This window comes from Arthrobacter mobilis (assembly GCF_012395835.1).
In the GTDB taxonomy this organism is placed as follows: domain Bacteria; phylum Actinomycetota; class Actinomycetes; order Actinomycetales; family Micrococcaceae; genus Crystallibacter; species Crystallibacter mobilis.
Genome location: NZ_JAAZSQ010000018.1, coordinates 78,617 through 94,959, shown reverse-complemented (window position 1 = coordinate 94,959; position 16,343 = coordinate 78,617). Strand labels below are relative to the sequence as shown.

Sequence of the window (16,343 nt, the reverse complement as noted above, 5' to 3'; positions counted from 1 at the left end):
GGCCAGCCGCGTACCCAACCTCTCAGGTCAGTACAGCTAGCTGCTCCGGATGGCTGCCGTGCGCGCCCGGGTCAGCCGGACCAGGTCCGCCGGGTCGAGCTCGATGTCCAGGCCGCGCCGGCCCCCGGAGACCAGCACGGTGGCGAACAGCAGGGCGGACTCGTCGATGACCGTGGGGGAGGGCTGGCGCTGTCCCAGCGGGGAAATGCCCCCGAGCACATAGCCGGTGCGCCGCTGGGCCTGCACGGGATCGGCCATGGCGGCCCGCTTCATCCCGAGCGCGGCAGCGCATTTTTTCAGGTCCAGCGAGCCGCTGACCGGAACGACGGCGACGGCGAGGGTTCCTTCGGCAGAGACCAGCAGGGTCTTGAAGACCCGGTCAGGATCGACGCCCAACTCGGCGGCCGCTTCCAGCCCGTAGCTGGTCGTGGCCGGATCATGGTCATAGCTGTGCAGGGTATGCGGAACCCCGGCCGCCACGAGGATCCTGGTGGCCGGGGTTCCGGAAGCGTTCCGTGCTGTTCGTGCCATCTGCGCCGGCTGCTGTCAGGCAGCCGTAGCTTCGCGCACCAGGCGCTTGATGCGGCCGAGCATTGCCGCCATGCCGCGCATGCGCAGCGGCGAAATGGCGCGGGTCAGGCCCAGCTGGTCGGTGACGTCGTCGGGAACGGCCAGGATCTCCGCCGCCGGCAGCCCGTTCAGCCCCTCGTGCAGCACCGAGGCGAAGCCGCGGGTCGTGGGCGCTTCCGGCGGCGCGGAGAAGTACAGCTGCACGGGCTGCTCCGGCGCCTGTCCGACCTCGACGCTCAGAAACAGCGGGGACTGGCACTCGACCACCTGCTCGAGCAGCTCCGGGCGGTCCGCAAGGTGCCCGGGCAGCTCCGGCAGCGACCGCGCGAAGTCCAGCAGCAGCTCCAGGCGCTCGGATTCCTCCATCGACTGGAAGTCGTTGACGATTTCGGCCAGCTGCGCCGGCATTTTCTGTGGTGTCACAAAGCTTAATTCTACGCGTGCTGCCTAAGCCCCGTGCTTCCCGCGCCGCGTCGCCGGGGCGGTGCCCGGCTCGCTGCCCTTGACGATCGGCACCCGCACCGCATTGCCCCACTCGGTCCAGGAGCCGTCGTAGTTGCGCACGTTTTCGAAGCCCAGCAGGTACTTGAGCACGAACCAGGTGTGGCTGGACCGCTCGCCGATGCGGCAGTAGGCCACGACGTTGTCGCCGTCGGACAGGCCGGCCTCCTCCTTGTAGATCTTCTCGAGTTCGGCGCGGGTGCGGAAGGTGCCGTCCTCGGCCGCGGCGCGGCCCCACGGCACCGAGACGGCGCTGGGGATGTGGCCGCCGCGCAGCGTGCCCTCCTCGGGGTAGGCAGGCATGGTGGTGCGCTCCCCGGAGTATTCCTCGGGCGAGCGGACGTCGATCAGCGGGTTGCCGAAGTGGTTGAGCACATCCCCGATGTAGGCGCGGATGGAAGCGTCGTCGCGTTCGACGACGGGGTACTCCACCGGCGTGACTGCGGGCTTTTCCGTGGTCAGCGGCCGGCCTTCGGCGATCCACTTGTCGCGGCCGCCGTCGAGCAGGCGCACGTCCTCGTGGCCGAACAGGGTGAAGACCCACAGCGCGTAGGCTGCCCACCAATTGCTCTTGTCCCCGTAGATGACCACCGTGGTGTCGCGGCCGATGCCGCGCGAGCCGGCGACGGCGGCGAAGGTTTCGCCGTCGATGTAGTCGCGGGTCACCGGGTCGTTCAGGTCCGTGTGCCAGTCGATTTTCAGGGCGCCGGGGATATGGCCGGTTTCGTAGAGCAGGATGTCCTCGTCCGATTCGAGCACCACCAGGTCGCTGCTGCCGAGGTGGTCGGCCAGCCACTCGGTGGAGACCAGCCGCCAGGGCTGGGCATAGGCGGCGAACTTCTCGTTCTGTTCTGCAGGTGCAGGCATTGATGTCCCTTTCGAGGGTGCGCAGTCGGCTGTTTCCTGCCTAGCCTAACCAGCACTGTGGCGTTTTGCTGCCGTGTGGCGTCCGTCGTGCTTCAGCTGCGAATCAGTGATTGGGCCCGCCGTGGCGTATCGTTTTCGTGGCGGCAAATCACCGCAGCACCCTCTGCAGCGCAAGAATACGGAAGGCAACGGTCAGTCCAGCGTGCCCCAGATTGAACAGCTTTCACGCCGTACGCCGAAGGTTTCGGTGGACGAACTCCTCCAAGGTTTCCATCCGTCGCCGCGTTTCGGCGCGGTGTCCTTCGCCAGCTACCGGCCCGATCCGGCCCAGCCGTCCCAGGCCGCCGCCGTCGCCGCCCTCAAGAAGTTCGCCGCCTCCGTGGACCATCAGGAACCCTCCGGGTTCCTGAGTTTCTTCAGCCGGAAGAAGTCCCCGGCCACCCGCTCCGGGATCTACCTGGACGGCGGCTTCGGCGTCGGCAAGACCCACCTGCTCGCCTCGCTCTGGCACAGCGTGCACGGGCCCAAAGCCTTCGGCACCTTCGTCGAGTACACCAACCTGGTAGGTGCGCTCTCCTTCCGCAAGACGGTGGATGCGCTCAGCAGCTACGAGCTCGTCTGCATCGACGAATTCGAACTCGACGATCCGGGGGACACGGTGCTGATGTCCCGGCTGATGCGCGAACTGTCCGACGCCGGGGTGCGGCTGGCCGCGACCTCCAACACCCTGCCCGGTTCCCTGGGCGAGGGCCGCTTTGCGGCCGTGGACTTCCAGCGCGAGATCCAGGTGCTGGCGGACCAGTTCGACGTCGTGCGGATCGACGGCGAGGACTTCCGGCACCGCGGGCTGCCGGCAGCTCCGGAGCCGCTGACCGACCTGGAGCTCAAGCGCCGGATCCACCACGGCTTCGACGGCAAGGTGGTGGCCGCGGACGAGTTCTCGGACCTGGTCGCGCACCTGTCCGGGGTGCATCCGAGCCGCTACCGCCAGTTTATCGACGGCATCGACGCGGTGGCCTGGCACAACGTGGAAACCATCACCGAGCAGGCGGTGGCACTGCGTTTCGTGGTGCTGGCGGACCGGCTGTACGACAAGGACGTGCCGATCATTGCCAGCGGCGTGCCGTTCGACCAGGTCTTCACCCCGGAAATGATGTCCGGCGGATATATGAAGAAGTACTTCCGGGCGGTGTCCAGGCTCACCGCGCTGGCCCGCGAAGGCCAGAAGGGCGAAGCCGCCGCGTAAGGGAGTGCCCCACTCCAGCGACGGCAAAGGCGCCGGTACCGCCTCCCGGCGGGACCGGCGCCTCCTTTGCCGCGCCCGAGGGGTTTGGCTTAGACAGCAGGGTTGCCCCCGGACGGAGCCGCAGGCCCGTTCCGGTGCTTGCGGTCAGCCTTGTCGATCAGCTCCGCGGCCTTGGCCTGCAGGCTGCCGACCCTGCCGGCGTACTTGCCGCCGGTCTTCTGGTCGATGAAGCCACCGACATGCCCGACGGCGCCCTTGAGCCTGCCGGCGTTGCCGCCGACCAGGTGCTCCGCTTTGTCCTTGAGCCCTGAAGCCTTGCCCTTGAGCTGGTCAAATACAGACACAGACACCTCCCTTCTGCCGTGGGGAGCCCGTCGCTCCCGCCGGCGTCCATCCTAGGCACGGCCGGTTCCGGCCGGGAAGGGCGTTCCTACTCCTGGTGCAGGTCCGGCTGCAGATGCAGTGCCATGAGGCAGGCTGTCTGTCCTTCCAGGGTGTCCAGACGCACCTGGAGCAGCGATTCGAGCTTGCGGATGCGCTGGGCAAGGGTGTTCCGGTGGATAAAGAGCCTGTGGCACGTCCGCGACGGGTGGCAGTCGCTGTCCAGATAGGTCCTCAGGGTCGCGAGCAGGGCACCGGTGTGCTGCTGATCGTAGGCCACAACCGGTGCCAGCAGCTTGCGTGCACCGGCGCGTGCACCCTGGTCCGCTGCCACGGCCAGAACGCTGTCCAGGTCGAGGTCCGCAGCCATCACGGGCCCGCTGACTTCCCGCACCAGCCGGACCGCATGGTGAAGGCTGAGCCGCAGCTCGCCCGGGCTGTTGCTCAGGCCCTTAAGGACAACAGGCAGGTCCGGGACGACCGACCGGAAAAGTTCCGTGAGCGACGCGGTCAGGCTGCCATCGCCGCAGGCTTGCGCCGAACCGGCCCCGGGCCGCTGGGCCACTGCGACGACGAGATCGCCGAGAACGGTCATCCGAAGCACCTCGAACACTTCCTGGAGAGCGAGCCGGATCTTCCAGACATCGGCCAGGCGGCCTTCCTCAAGAGCCGCGGTGACGATCAGCGTCGGCTGGTCAGCCTCCAGCCCGGTGGAACGGAAGGTGCCGGCGAACTTCTCCAGCGCCACGCCCTGCCAATCCGATGCCTCCAGGAGAAGCGCTTGGAGCTGGGCCTGTTTGTGCGAGGTGGTTTGCAGGGCGCTTCGCAGCTGGACCGCGATGATCGAGGCGGCCGGGGCCAGCAGGGTCGCCAGGGGCTCGTCCCGGGCTTTGCCGCGGGTGACGAGCTGGAACGAGCCGCCGCCCATCGGAAGCGGCACCGCGCGTTCGTCGTCGTCCATCGCGGCCCGGCGCAGGTCCTCGCCCGTCCAGCGCACCGCTGCCGGCCACTGGGCGAGGACGGAGCCGCTGCCATCCATGATCGCCACCGGAGCGCCCACGTTCCTGCCGACCTCGGCCAGGATCGTGCGGACCGAGGCTCCCGAGGCTGCGTGGCGGGAGCAGGCTTCGGCCAGTTGCCAGGACCGGGTGCGCGCGGCATAGTGCTCGGCCTGGAGGACGTTGGTGACGTACCGGTGGACCTGCAGGAAGGAGACGGCCCGGGGGATTTCGAGCAGCGGAATATCGAGTCTGGTGGCGGCCTTGACCAGGCCTGGGGGCAGCAGCCGGTGGGCGGTGCCTGTGCCGAAGGCAACCGCGGAGACGGGAACGGCGGCGAGTCGCTCCACGTAGGCCTGCCAGGTCCGGTCGTCCCCGGCCTGCAGGCCAATGCCGTTGGTCAGCACCAGGACGTTCCGGCTCAGCCATGGTGTGGGGTCGGTGACCTCGGTCGGCGCGCACCAGCTGATCCTGGAGTCGAGGCGGGTGGCGGAGGACGGCGTGTGAAGGCGCAGCTGCAGGGTGTCCTCGGCAAGCAGGTCGGCCACGATCATGGGACTTCCCTTTCGGCGCTTGCCACAAGGTTATGGGCAAACGTCCCGCTTGGGGAGCCCAGTAACGGGCAACTGCCCACTTCCCTGCCGCCCTCGGTGGTCCTAGGGTGGGTGCCATGTCCCAGTCTGTGCCCGCCGGCGGGCAGTTGACGCTCAATTCCGACCTCGGGGAATCCCTGGGCCTGCATTCCTTCGGCAACGACCTGGACCTCATGGGCATCATCGACGTGGCCAACGTCGCCTGCGGATTCCACGCCGGGGACCCGGACACGATGGCGGCCACGGTCGAGGCGGCTGCGGCGAGAGGCGTGCGGATCGGGGCTCATCCCGGTCTGCCGGACCTGGTCGGTTTCGGCCGCCGGGAGATGAAGCTGGCGGCGGACGAGGTGGAGAACCTGCTCCTGTACCAGGTCGGGGCGCTCGCCGGGTTCCTGCGCAAGGCCGGCCTCGAGCTTAACCACCTCAAGCCCCACGGTTCGCTCTACGGGATGCTCGCCCGCGACGCCGAGCTGATGGGGGCTGCGGCCAGAGTGGCGGCGCTGTACGGGGTGCCGTTCTACGGACTGGCCGGAACCGAACACGAGCGGGTGTGCGCCGAAGCCGGCGTGACCTTCGTGGGGGAGCTGTACGTGGATCTGAACTACGGTTCCCGGGGTGAGCTCCTGATCAAGCGCCGGCCTGAACCTACCGACCCGCAGGCCGCCGCGGAACGGGTCCGGCGGGTGCTGGCCGAGGGTGTGGTGGAAGCAGTGGACGGCACACTGCTCAACATCAGTTTCGAAAGTGTCTGCGTGCATTCGGATGCTCCGAATGCCGTCGACGTCGCGGCAGCGGTGCGCGAGGCACTGTCGGCGAACGGTCCTGCCGCTGTTTCCAACGCCTCCTGAAAGGGGTTCCCGTGGCCGAAATCCTCTCCCCGCTGCCGGGTATTTTCTACCGCAGGCCCGGGCCGGACAAGGATCCGTACGTCAAGGAAGGAGACCGGGTCGACGTCGGCCAGACCGTCGGCGTGGTGGAAGTCATGAAGCAGTTCACCGAAGTGCGCAGCGATGCCGCCGGCACACTCGACCGGTTCCATATCGAGGATGCCGGGACCGTGAATCCGGGGGACGTGATCGCCACGGTCAGCGAGGGGTGACCGGTGTGGAACGGCTGTTTATCGCCAACCGGGGCGAGATAGCGGTCCGCGTCATCCGCTCGGCCCGGGAGCTGGGCCTGCGCACGGTGCTGGCCGTCAGCGAGCCGGACGAAAAGTCCCGTGCCGCACAGCTGGCCGACGAATACCGGCTCATTGGCCCGGCCCCCGCGAGCAAGAGCTACCTCGACCAGTCCGCGGTCCTCGCCGCCGCCCTCGACAGCGGGTGCGACGCCGTGCATCCCGGCTATGGCTTCCTGTCGGAGAACGCCCGCTTCGCGGCCGCAGTGATGGAGGCCGGCCTCACCTGGGTGGGTCCTTCCCCGGAAGCCATTGAACTCATGGGGGACAAGGCCCGGGCCCGGGACGCGGCCCGGCGGGCCGGCGTGCCCATCCTGAAGGGCAGCGAGGGGGCCGTAGGGCACGGCGAGGACCTCCTTGCCGAAGGGCGGGAGATCGGCTACCCGCTGGTGGTCAAGGCCTCGGCCGGCGGTGGGGGGCGAGGCATCCGCCTGGTCGCGACCGAGCAGGAGCTGGTGCCGACCGTTGAAGTGGCCCAGGCGGAAGCCCGGGCGGCCTTCGGCAGTGCCGACGTGTACCTGGAGCGGTTCCTGGGCCGGGCCAGGCACGTGGAAGTACAGATCCTCGGGGACGGGCAGGATGCCATCCACCTGGGCGACCGGGACTGTTCCATGCAGCGGCGCCAGCAGAAAATCCTCGAGGAGGCACCCGCCCCTGCGTTGCCCGACGCGGTCCGGGAAAGGATCCAGCAGTCCTCGGTGGAGCTGGCCCGCGAATGCCACTACCGGGGCCTGGGCACGGTCGAGTTCCTCTACGATCCCGAATCGCACGAGGCGGCGTTCATCGAGATGAACACGCGCCTGCAGGTCGAGCATCCGGTAACCGAGATGGTCACCGGCCTGGACCTGGTGCGCGAACAGTTGCTCGTCGCCGGCGAGGGAAAACTGCCCCTGTCCCAGGACCAGGTCCAGTTCAGGGGACATGCCTTCGAATTCCGCCTCAACGCCGAGGATCCGGCCAGCGGTTTCATGCCCAGTCCCGGCACCCTCGAACGGCTGGACTGGCCGGGGGGACCTGGAGTGCGCATCGACTCCGGGTTCGTGGCCGGTTCGGTGGTCGCCCCGTTCTACGACTCGCTGCTGGCCAAGCTGATCGTCTGGGATGCCAGCAGGGCCGAGGCGATTGCCCGGTCGCTGCGAGCCCTGGATGAGGTGGACGTGGAGGGGGTCAAGACCACCTTGCCCCTGCTCACCGCCCTGATCCAGCGGCCCGAGCTGCGGGATGTGGAGCATCATTCGAAATTCATTGAAACCACGCCGGGCCTGCTGGGAGATGTGGCATGACAACGGCTGCCGCCGGACCCGGCGCCCGCTATACCTGGGGCGGGGACGAGTTCCTCTTCGTGGAAATCGACGAGGCCATGAGCCTGGCCGCCAACTTCAGATCCAATGCGATGGCGTCCCTGCTCGCCGCGGACCACGTTGACGGCGTCAGCGACATTTGTCCCGCCAATGCCTCATTGCTGATCCGGTTTGATCCGGACGTGCTGCCTCCGGGAGATCTGGAGGCGCGGGTGCGGCGGATCGAGGAAGCGGTCGCCCGCACCGCCCATCCCACCCTCGAGACCCGCGTCGTGGAAGTGCCGGTCTGGTACAACGATCCGTACACCAACGAGACCGCCGCCCGGTTCCGCGCCAACCACCAGCGCCCGGAGGGGACGGACCTCGAGTTCGCCGCGGCGGAAAACGGCTTATCCTCGGTCGACGAGTTCATCCAGCGGCACCACGGCTCCCCCTGGCTGGTGTCGATGGTGGGTTTTGTCGCCGGCCTGCCCTTCATGTTCCAGATTGTTCCGCAGGAGCAGCAGCTGGAGGTGCCGAAGTACCTCAGTCCCCGGACCGACACTCCGGCCCTGACTGTCGGACACGGCGGCTGCTTTGCCTGCATCTATTCAGTCCGCGGTGCCGGCGGCTACCAGATGTTCGGCATTGCCGCGGCACCCATTTTCGACCCGGCCCAGTCACTGCCCGACTTCAAGGATTTCATGGTCTTTTTCCGGCCGGGGGACATCGTGAAGTTCCGGCCCGTCGATGAGGCCGGATACCGGCAGATCCAAGGCGAAGTCGAAGCCGGAACCTTCAGGTACAGGCAGGCGCCGGTGCAGTTCGACTTGGAGCGGGCGCTGGACGACCCGGCCGGGTACAACCGGGAGATACTGGAGCGGCTCAATGGCGTTTGAAATCCTCGAACCCGGCCTGGCGACGACGGTCCAGGACCGCGGCCGTTTTGGATATTACAACGTCGGCATTCCGCAGAGCGGGGCCATGGACGAACTCTCCGCGGAAATGGCCAACGCCTTGGCCGGAAACACTCCCGCCGAGGCGGTGCTCGAATGCACCTACATGGGTCCCCGGTTCCGTACGGACATGGACGCGGTCATTGCCGTGACGGGCGCGCCGGTGGACGTCAAGGTCAATGGCAGGGTGCGCGCACAGTGGTCCCGGCTGGAGCTGGCTGCCGGTGACGAAGTGTCCTTCGGCATCCTCCAGGGCGGGACCCGCTTTTACATCGGGGTGCGCGGAGGCATCGATGTGCCCGTGGTGCTGGGCAGCCGCTCAACCTACGGCCTCGGGGGCATCGGCGGTTTCGCCGGCCGGCCGCTCCGCGCCGGCGACCTGGTTCCCGTCGGCGGCGGCGCGGGCGCCCTGGGCGGGCAGGAGCCGCGGCAGGAGATCGACGACGGGCTGCGTCCGCGCTTCGAGAAGGAGATTTCCGTCCGGGTGATGCCCGGGCTGTACGACCACCGGCTCACGGAGCAGGGAATGGAGACCCTGCTCGGCGCCACGTGGACGCTCACCCCGGTAGCCGACCGTACCGGCCTGCGCTATTCCGGGCCGGAGATGGAATGGCGGCCCCGGCAGCAGCCCTTCGGTGCCGGGTCGGACCCGTCGAATATTGTGGACGCCGGCTACGCCGTCGGGTCCATCCAGATCCCCGGCGGCAAGGAGCCGATTGTCCTGCACCGGGATGCAGTGTCGGGCGGGGGGTACGCCATGGTGGCCACCGTGATCAGTGCGGACATGGACCTGCTGGCACGCAGCGCGCCGGGTACCAGGACGCGTTTCCGCCCGGTGGGCATGGAGGAGGCGCTGGCCGCCCGGCACGAGCGGCGGGCCCTGCTCGCACAGCTGTGGGGGACCGGAACCTGACATCCGCCGGCCGGTGTGTCAGGCACTGCTCTCGCGCACCTGGAGCACCGGCTTCAGCCGGATGGATTCCGCAGGCTCATGGTTGAGCACCCGGCGGAGCAGTTCCACCGCGGCACGGCCGATCTCCAGCATGGGCGAGCGTACCGAGGACAGCGGGATGGGGAGTTGGGCGGCCACGGGCGTGTCGTTGAATCCGACCACGGCGATGTCCCGGCCCACGGTCAGCCCGTGGGAACGCAGCGCTCCCATTGCCCCGATGGCGGCGAAGTCGTTCACGGCAAAGACGGCAGTGGGCAGGACACGGGCGGTCCGCAGGATGGCGGCGACGGCCTCGCGGCCTCCGGTCGTGTCGAACCTTGACCACACCACAGCCCCCTGGCCGATGTCGCCGCCGAGGGCACGCCAGCGGTCGACGAAGCCCGACGTGCGGTCGACAGCGGTACTGGCATACGGCTCCCCGGCGACGACGGCGACGTTGCGGTGTCCTTGGTCCCACAGATGGTCCGCCACAAGCTGGCCACCAAGGACGTCGTCGCAGGTGGCGGAGGGAAACCCGCGAAGCCTGCGGTTCATCAGCACGAACGGGACGCCGCGGCGCGCCAGCTCCGGCATCAGGGGGCAGTCCAGGTGGACGTCGCCGAAGATCAGCCCGTCCACCCTCCGCGCGAGCATGATCTCAGTCTTGCGGCGCTGTTCCTCCATGTCATCCCGGGAGTTCATGACGAAGGCCGAATACTTGAGTTCGGCTGCTGCCTCCTCGACGCCCTCGTACATGATGGCCAGGACCAGGTCCGACAGCCGGGGAACGATCGTGCCCAGAAGGTGCGTGCGGCCGGTCCGCAGGCCCGAGGCCTGCGGATGCGGGGAATAGCCCAGCTTCCGCGCCAGCTCCCGGACCTTCCGGGCGGTCTCTGCCGAGGCCGCACTCCGTGCGACTTCGGCCTCGGAATGGAGTACACGGGACACGGTTGACGGATGCACTCCCAGCTCGCTGGCCAGGTCCTTGATCGTCACCGGGCGCCGGCGGCTGCTCTCGTTCACGGATGCCTCCTGCATGCCACCCATGAATGCTGTCGGCACACCATACCGCGCGGGCGGAGCCATGCCGGAGCCACTGATGTTGACGTGATCTCGATCACATCGTAGAGTATTGGCCACCTTACCCAATCGATTGGGTGAGGGGAAGAGGGTCCGGTGGCTCCGGGGGAAGCCGCCATCGGCGGAGCGGCACCCGCTCCGTACACCAGCTGTCTAGAGCCGTATCCGGAGCAGTCATGACCCCCCTAGAGGACAGCAAAACCCACCTGGTGCTGCTGGCAACAGGAGGAACCATCGCCTCCCGGTCCCGCCCCGAGGCCGGGGGAGCCGCCGTTGCTGCGGACACGGGGGAGCAGCTGCTGGGGAGCCTCGGCGTCCCGTCTCCCTGCCCGGTGCGCGTCGTGGATGTGCTCCGCAAAGGTTCCTACCTGCTGGATTTCGGCGAGATGGTGCAGGTTTGCTCCGCCATCCGGGAGGCGCTCGCCGATCCGGCCGTCCTCGGCGTCGTGGTTACGCACGGCACGGACACCATGGAGGAAACGTCCTTCCTGGCGGATTTGACCCACGACGATCCGCGTCCGGTTGTCTTCACCGGGGCTCAGAAAGCGGCCGATTCCGCTTCGCCGGATGGGCCGGCGAACCTGGCGCAGGCGGTGGCCGTCGCCGCGTCGCCGCAGGCCCGGGACCGCGGCGTGCTGCTGTCCTTCGCCGGCAGGATTTTCCCGTCCCGGGGTGTGCAGAAAGCGCAGACCACCGGCCTGGACGCCTTCGCCAACCCCGACGTTGGCCCTGCCGGCTGGGTCACTGCCGCCGGTGGAGTGCATCTGGGGGACGTGCCGCCGCGGATGGAACCGTTCCGGCTGCCGTCTGCCGCTCCGGATGGTCCGCGGGTCGATGTGGTCGCGTCCTACCCGGGCGCGGACGATGTCCTGCTGCGTGCATCCCTCGCCGCGGGCGCGGCGGGAATCGTGCTGGAGGCCACCGGCAGCGGCAATGCGAACCGGACCCTGTGCGCGGCGATCGCCGAGGCGACCGCTGCCGGCATCGTCGTCGTGACCAGTACCCGCGTGCCCGCCGGTCCCGTCGTGCCCATCTACGGCGACGGCGGCGGCAGGGACCTGCTGGCGGCCGGCGCCATTCCCTCGGGCATCCTGCGCCCGTCCCAGTCCCTGGTCCTGCTCAGCCTCCTGCTCAGGCTGGAGATGCCCCGGTCCAGGATTGCCGAGAGCTTTGAGCGCTGCGGGCGGCCGCTCTCCTAGGGCAGATGCCTACGTTCCCGTTCAACTATCGAAGAGGAAGGTCAGCTCATGGCAAAGGATATTCAGGTCGCGTTTGGTGTCGATGTGGATGCGGTGGCCGGCATGCTCGGTTCCTACGGCGGCCAGGACTCCCCGTGCGACATTTCGCGCGGGCTCTTCGCCGGCGAGGTCGGGGGCCCCCGGATCCTGCGGCTCTTCGACAAGTACCAGCTGCCGTCGACATGGTTCATCCCGGGACACTCGATAGAAACCTTTCCCGACCTGACCCACATGGTCGCCGAGGCCGGGCACGAAATCGGGGTCCACGGCTATTCGCACGAGAACCCCATTGCCATGACCCGCGAACAGGAGACGGCAATCCTGGACCGCTGCATCGAACTGATCGAGAAGATTTCGGGAAAACGGCCCACCGGCTACGTGGCGCCATGGTGGGAATTCTCCGCCGTCACCAACGAGATCCTGCTCGAACGCGGCATCAAATACGACCATTCCCTCATGCACCGCGACTTCGAGCCGTACTACGTGCGGGTCGGGGACCGGTGGACCAAGATCAACTACAACGAGTCCGCCGAAACCTGGATGGAACCGCTCGTCCGCGGCGAGGAAACCGACCTCGTCGAGATCCCGGCCAACTGGTACCTGGACGACCTGCCCCCGATGCTGTTCATCAAGGCGGCGGCGAACTCGCACGGCTTCGTCAATCCCCGCGACATCGAACAGATGTGGCGGGACCAGTTCGACTGGGTCTACCGCGAAATGGACCAGGCCGCCTTCACGATGACCATCCACCCGGATGTCTCCGGCCGGCCCCAGGTGCTGCTCATGCTCGAGCGGCTCATTGAGCACATCAACGGCCACGACGGCGTCAGCTGGCTCACCTTCGACCAGATTGCCGACTCCTTCATCCAACGCTCGCCGCGAAAGGAAGCAAACCCGTGAGCACCCGTGAGGTCAGTGTCGACCTGAGCACTCCCACCGCCGGCGAGAAGCGCCGCTTCCCGTCCTTCGACAAGAAGACCACCACCACCTCCACCGTCCTGGCCCTGCTGGCCTGGACGGTTGCCGTCTTCGACTTTGGGCTTTTCGGTACGCTGCTGCCGGCCATGCAGGACGAATTCGGCTGGACCGCCCCCGAGGCCTACGCGATCAACACCTGGATCGCTGTCGGTACCGCGATCGTGTGCTTCGGCATCGGCCCGGTGATCGACCGCCTCGGCCGGCGCAAGGGAATGATGACCACCATCGGCGGCACCGCCGTCGTCTCGGGCCTGACGGCGCTCATTCCCACGGGGCTGGGCTTCATCAGCAATGCCTTGGTCGTCTTCATCAGGTCCTTTGGCGGCCTTGGCTTCTCCGAGCAGGCCGTCAACGCGACCTACATGAACGAGGTCTACCAGGTCACCGAGGACGAAAAGCGGCGCCGGCGCCCCGGCTTCCACTACTCCTTCATCCAAGGCGGCTGGCCGCTGGGCTTCCTGCTGGCCAGCGCCCTGTCCCTGGCCTTCCTGCCCATCTTCGGCTGGCGCATCCTCTACATCATCGCGTGCATTCCCGCAGCAGTCATTATGTGGGTGATCGCGAAGAAACTCCGTGAGACCCCGCAGTTCGAACTGCACCACCGGCTCACCGAGCTGGAGAAGCACGGACAAAGCGACGAGGCCCACGCCCTGGCCCACGCCTACGGGGTGGAACACTCCTCGGCCGCACCGCTGAAGAGGATCTGGGAACCGCATCTGGCCAGGAACACCGTGGTGTTTTCGCTGGCCTGGATTGTCAACTTCTTCGGCATTACGATCTTCAGCATCCTGGGCAGCTCAGTGCTCTTTAACGCCAAGGGCGTGGAACTGACCACGGCGTTCTGGCTGCTGATCGTCATCAACGCTCTGGCCTATTTCGGCTACGTCTTCCATGGCTGGCTCGGCGACATTATCGGCCGGAAAAAGACGATTGTTATCGGGTGGATCATCTCGGGCATCTGCTTCAGCATCATGCTCAGCCCGGTGGCGACGAACGCCGGCATGATCATCCTGACCTACGGCGCGGGCCTGTTCTTCCTGGTCGGTCCCTACGCGGCCATCCAGTACTTCATGGCCGAGTGCTACCCCGTCAGCTGCCGCGCCACCGGCACCGCATTCATCGGCGCTATGAGCCAGCCCGGAACCATCATCGGCGGCGCGCTCTTCACCGTGGTGGCAGCCGAGGCGGGCACCGGCGCGGCTGCTCTGTGGGTGGGGGCCGTCGGAACTTTGGTGTCCGGTCTCCTGATGATCGCCGCCAAGCCGCCGATCGAGGCCATACTGGAGGATCATCCCCATGATGTCGATGTCGCCTGATAATGCCTCGGTAGCAATCATCACCGGCGCCGCCAGCGGCATCGGCCGCGCGCTCGCGGCCCACTACGCGCAGCGCGGCGTGCACAGCGTCATCGGCACCTTTCCGGGGGATCCGCACGATCCCGAGGAGACCCTGCGCCTGGTGACCGAAGCCGGCGGCCAGGGCGTCATCCACGAAGTCGACGTGCGCAGTACCGCCTCGGTGGATGCCTTTGCCGAGCGGGCCGTGCAGGAGTTCGGGCGGCTGGACTATGCCATTGCCAACGCAGGCATCCTGCGCAACGCCGCCTTGGCGGAACTGTCCGACGAGCGCTGGACCGACATGCTCGACGTCGACCTGACCGGCGTGCTGCGCACGCTGCGGTCCGGGGCCGCGAAGATGACCGACGGCGGAGCCATGGTCGCGGTGTCCTCGATCGCCGGCGGGGTCTACGGCTGGGAGGAGCACGCCCACTACGCCGCGGCGAAGGCAGGAGTGCTCGGACTCGTCCGCAGCGTGGCAGTGGAGCTCGGGCCGCGCGGGATCCGCACCAATGCCGTCATCCCGGGGTTGATCGAAACGCCCCAGTCGCTGGACCCGGTCAACTCGCTGGGTCCGGAAGGACTGGAGCGGGCCGGCAAGGACATTCCGTGGGGGCGGGTCGGCCGGCCGGAGGAAGTCGCCAGCGTCATCGGCTTCCTCACCTCTTCCGACGCCCGCTATGTCACCGGCCAGGCCATCGTCGTGGACGGCGGGCTCACGATCAAGATGCGTGCCTGATGGACGGACAGCCTGGTCTCGGGGCGGCAGGACGTGCGGTGGTGGTCACGGGCGGTGCCAGCGGGATCGGCCAGGCCATCGCCGAGGCTTTCAGGGCCAACGGCGACCGCGTAGTCGTCCTGGACCGGGCTGCAGGTTCCGGAACAATCCAGGTCGATGTAGCCGGCGAAACGAGCGTGCACGAAGCCTTTGGCTCGGCGCGGGAACAGCTGGGCGGCATCGACATTCTGGTCAATAGTGCAGGGCTGCTGACGGAGTCCCCCTTGGAAGAGATGTCCCTCTCCACCTGGAATGAAACGCTGGCGGTGGACCTGACCGGTGTCTTCCTGTGCTGCCGCGAGGTGGTTGGGCACATGCGCCGCCAGCGCTGGGGCCGGATCATCAACATCTCCTCGCAGCTGGCCATCAAGGGAGGGACCGGGCTCAGCCACTACAGCGCAGCCAAGGCAGGAGTCATTGGCCTGACAAAGTCCCTGGCACTGGAACTGGCGCCGCACAACGTCCTGGTGAACAGTATTGCCCCGGGGCCGGTCGCGACGCCTCTTGTGGACGGGATTTCCGAGAGCTGGAAGGCCGCCAAACGTGCCGAACTGCCCCTGGGACGGTTCGGGACACCGGCCGAGGTGGCCCCTACCGCGGTCCTGCTCGCCAGCGACCCGGGCGGCAACCTCTATGTTGGCCAGACGCTCGGGCCCAATTCCGGCGACGTCATGCCATGACCTTGGCGGAGCAGGGTGCCGCGGGGAGGGACCGGATACGACTATGGCCGCTGCTGGGCAGCGGCCATAGTCACTTCGGAGCGGACGACGGGATTCGAACCCGCGACATCCACCTTGGCAAGGTGGTGCTCTAGCCAGCTGAGCTACGTCCGCGCGGAACAGCGGTGCGCTGTTCCAGTGGGCGATACTGGGATCGAACCCGTGACCTCTTCCGTGTCAGGGAAGCGCGCTACCGCTGCGCCAATCGCCCGCCCCGGCACCAAGCGCGGTGCCGCTGCAGAATTCCGGGAAGACCCGGAACTGGAGCGGACGACGGGATTCGAACCCGCGACATCCACCTTGGCAAGGTGGTGCTCTAGCCAGCTGAGCTACGTCCGCGCGGAACAGCGGTGCGCTGTTCCAGTGGGCGATACTGGGATCGAACCAGTGACCTCTTCCGTGTCAGGGAAGCGCGCTACCGCTGCGCCAATCGCCCATTGCCTTCACAATGTACATCACTTGCAGACCAGCTCCTTGGAAATCCGAAGGAGAACCGCGGTACTGCAAACGAGGTGGGGACGGGATTCGAACCCGCGTATACGGCTTTGCAGGCCGCTGCCTCGCCTCTCGGCCACCCCACCGTGGCCTGGACTCCAGGACCGGCCGGCTGCGCCGGCTCTTACAGTGATCTGCGAGCGGACGACGGGATTCGAACCCGCGACATCCACCTTGGCAAGGTGGTGCTCTAGCCAGCTGAGCTACGTCCGCATGTG

General features: G+C 67.5%; 17 protein-coding genes and 6 tRNA genes. 11 read left to right on the top strand and 12 right to left on the bottom strand.

Annotated elements, in window-relative coordinates; all coding sequences use genetic code 11:
* Positions 1-36 precede the first annotated feature (36 nt).
* From ybaK to HGG74_RS16255, 3 genes are read right to left on the bottom strand one after another with little or no spacing between them, the layout of a single operon-like run.
* Complete coding sequence (gene ybaK, locus HGG74_RS16265) at positions 37-531, bottom strand: Cys-tRNA(Pro) deacylase (RefSeq protein WP_168488028.1); 495 nt, start codon at positions 529-531, stop codon at positions 37-39.
* Positions 532-546: 15 nt separating this feature from the next.
* On the bottom strand, positions 547-978 hold the full coding sequence (locus HGG74_RS16260) for a SufE family protein (RefSeq protein ID WP_168488041.1): 432 nt from the start codon (positions 976-978) through the stop codon (positions 547-549).
* Between the two features lie 39 nt (positions 979-1,017).
* A complete protein-coding gene (locus tag HGG74_RS16255; RefSeq protein ID WP_168488026.1) occupies positions 1,018-1,938 on the bottom strand; it encodes a sulfurtransferase in 921 nt (306 codons plus the stop codon).
* Between the two features lie 202 nt (positions 1,939-2,140).
* On the opposite strand from HGG74_RS16255, the gene zapE reads away from it, so the two are divergent.
* Positions 2,141-3,184, top strand: coding sequence for a cell division protein ZapE (zapE, locus tag HGG74_RS16250; RefSeq protein ID WP_168488024.1), 1,044 nt, complete (start codon positions 2,141-2,143; stop codon positions 3,182-3,184).
* 89 nt (positions 3,185-3,273) lie between these two features.
* Here the strand turns inward: zapE and HGG74_RS16245 are convergent, their stop codons facing one another.
* Both HGG74_RS16245 and HGG74_RS16240 read right to left on the bottom strand, forming a co-directional pair.
* Complete coding sequence (locus tag HGG74_RS16245) at positions 3,274-3,528, bottom strand: antitoxin (protein WP_168488022.1); 255 nt, start codon at positions 3,526-3,528, stop codon at positions 3,274-3,276.
* Positions 3,529-3,614: 86 nt separating this feature from the next.
* Positions 3,615-5,117: a PucR family transcriptional regulator gene (locus HGG74_RS16240; RefSeq protein WP_168488020.1), complete on the bottom strand. Its 1,503-nt coding sequence runs from the start codon at positions 5,115-5,117 to the stop codon at positions 3,615-3,617.
* A 116-nt stretch (positions 5,118-5,233) separates the two neighbouring features.
* Here HGG74_RS16240 and pxpA point away from each other — a divergent pair, with 116 nt between their 5' ends.
* Genes pxpA through HGG74_RS16215 form a run of 5 tightly spaced genes read left to right on the top strand, consistent with a single transcriptional unit; the run spans position 5,234 to position 9,482 of the window.
* Positions 5,234-6,004 carry a 5-oxoprolinase subunit PxpA gene (pxpA, locus tag HGG74_RS16235; protein WP_168488018.1) on the top strand — a complete coding sequence of 257 codons (771 nt, stop codon included), beginning with the start codon at positions 5,234-5,236 and terminating at the stop codon, positions 6,002-6,004.
* Between the two features lie 11 nt (positions 6,005-6,015).
* A complete protein-coding gene (locus HGG74_RS16230) occupies positions 6,016-6,255 on the top strand; it encodes an acetyl-CoA carboxylase (protein WP_168488016.1) in 240 nt (79 codons plus the stop codon).
* A gap of 5 nt (positions 6,256-6,260) precedes the next feature.
* Positions 6,261-7,616 carry an acetyl-CoA carboxylase biotin carboxylase subunit gene (locus HGG74_RS16225; protein WP_168488014.1) on the top strand — a complete coding sequence of 452 codons (1,356 nt, stop codon included), beginning with the start codon at positions 6,261-6,263 and terminating at the stop codon, positions 7,614-7,616.
* On the top strand, positions 7,613-8,512 hold the full coding sequence (locus HGG74_RS16220) for a 5-oxoprolinase subunit B family protein (protein ID WP_168488012.1): 900 nt from the start codon (positions 7,613-7,615) through the stop codon (positions 8,510-8,512). The genes HGG74_RS16225 and HGG74_RS16220 overlap by 4 nt, the downstream gene beginning before the upstream one ends.
* Positions 8,502-9,482 carry a 5-oxoprolinase subunit C family protein gene (locus tag HGG74_RS16215; protein ID WP_168488011.1) on the top strand — a complete coding sequence of 327 codons (981 nt, stop codon included), beginning with the start codon at positions 8,502-8,504 and terminating at the stop codon, positions 9,480-9,482. Before HGG74_RS16220 ends, HGG74_RS16215 begins: the two co-directional genes overlap by 11 nt.
* Positions 9,483-9,500: 18 nt before the next feature.
* Here HGG74_RS16215 and HGG74_RS16210 read toward each other — a convergent pair whose 3' ends face one another.
* Positions 9,501-10,523, bottom strand: a complete 1,023-nt coding sequence (locus tag HGG74_RS16210) for a LacI family DNA-binding transcriptional regulator (protein ID WP_312856871.1) — start codon at positions 10,521-10,523, stop codon at positions 9,501-9,503.
* 233 nt (positions 10,524-10,756) lie between these two features.
* Between HGG74_RS16210 and HGG74_RS16205 the strand changes: the two genes are divergently transcribed.
* The 5 genes from HGG74_RS16205 to HGG74_RS16185 are packed head-to-tail and all read left to right on the top strand — an operon-like array spanning position 10,757 to position 15,591.
* Positions 10,757-11,779 carry an asparaginase gene (locus HGG74_RS16205; protein ID WP_168488009.1) on the top strand — a complete coding sequence of 341 codons (1,023 nt, stop codon included), beginning with the start codon at positions 10,757-10,759 and terminating at the stop codon, positions 11,777-11,779.
* A 48-nt stretch (positions 11,780-11,827) separates the two neighbouring features.
* Positions 11,828-12,718, top strand: a complete 891-nt coding sequence (locus tag HGG74_RS16200) for a polysaccharide deacetylase family protein (RefSeq protein WP_168488007.1) — start codon at positions 11,828-11,830, stop codon at positions 12,716-12,718.
* On the top strand, positions 12,715-14,112 hold the full coding sequence (locus tag HGG74_RS16195; protein WP_168488005.1) for an MFS transporter: 1,398 nt from the start codon (positions 12,715-12,717) through the stop codon (positions 14,110-14,112). Before HGG74_RS16200 ends, HGG74_RS16195 begins: the two co-directional genes overlap by 4 nt.
* Positions 14,096-14,872 carry an SDR family NAD(P)-dependent oxidoreductase gene (locus HGG74_RS16190; protein WP_168488037.1) on the top strand — a complete coding sequence of 259 codons (777 nt, stop codon included), beginning with the start codon at positions 14,096-14,098 and terminating at the stop codon, positions 14,870-14,872. The genes HGG74_RS16195 and HGG74_RS16190 overlap by 17 nt, the downstream gene beginning before the upstream one ends.
* A complete protein-coding gene (locus tag HGG74_RS16185; protein ID WP_168488003.1) occupies positions 14,872-15,591 on the top strand; it encodes an SDR family NAD(P)-dependent oxidoreductase in 720 nt (239 codons plus the stop codon). The genes HGG74_RS16190 and HGG74_RS16185 overlap by 1 nt, the downstream gene beginning before the upstream one ends.
* 79 nt (positions 15,592-15,670) lie before the next feature.
* Here the strand turns inward: HGG74_RS16185 and HGG74_RS16180 are convergent.
* The 6 genes from HGG74_RS16180 to HGG74_RS16155 form a co-directional block, all read right to left on the bottom strand.
* Positions 15,671-15,744, bottom strand: a tRNA-Gly gene (locus HGG74_RS16180).
* 25 nt (positions 15,745-15,769) lie between these two features.
* Positions 15,770-15,841 (bottom strand) — tRNA-Val (locus HGG74_RS16175).
* 51 nt (positions 15,842-15,892) lie between these two features.
* Positions 15,893-15,969 (bottom strand) — tRNA-Gly (locus tag HGG74_RS16170).
* A 25-nt stretch (positions 15,970-15,994) separates the two neighbouring features.
* Positions 15,995-16,066 (bottom strand) — tRNA-Val (locus HGG74_RS16165).
* 74 nt (positions 16,067-16,140) lie between these two features.
* A tRNA-Cys gene (locus HGG74_RS16160) sits at positions 16,141-16,211 on the bottom strand.
* Between the two features lie 53 nt (positions 16,212-16,264).
* Positions 16,265-16,338, bottom strand: a tRNA-Gly gene (locus tag HGG74_RS16155).
* Positions 16,339-16,343: the final 5 nt, after the last annotated feature.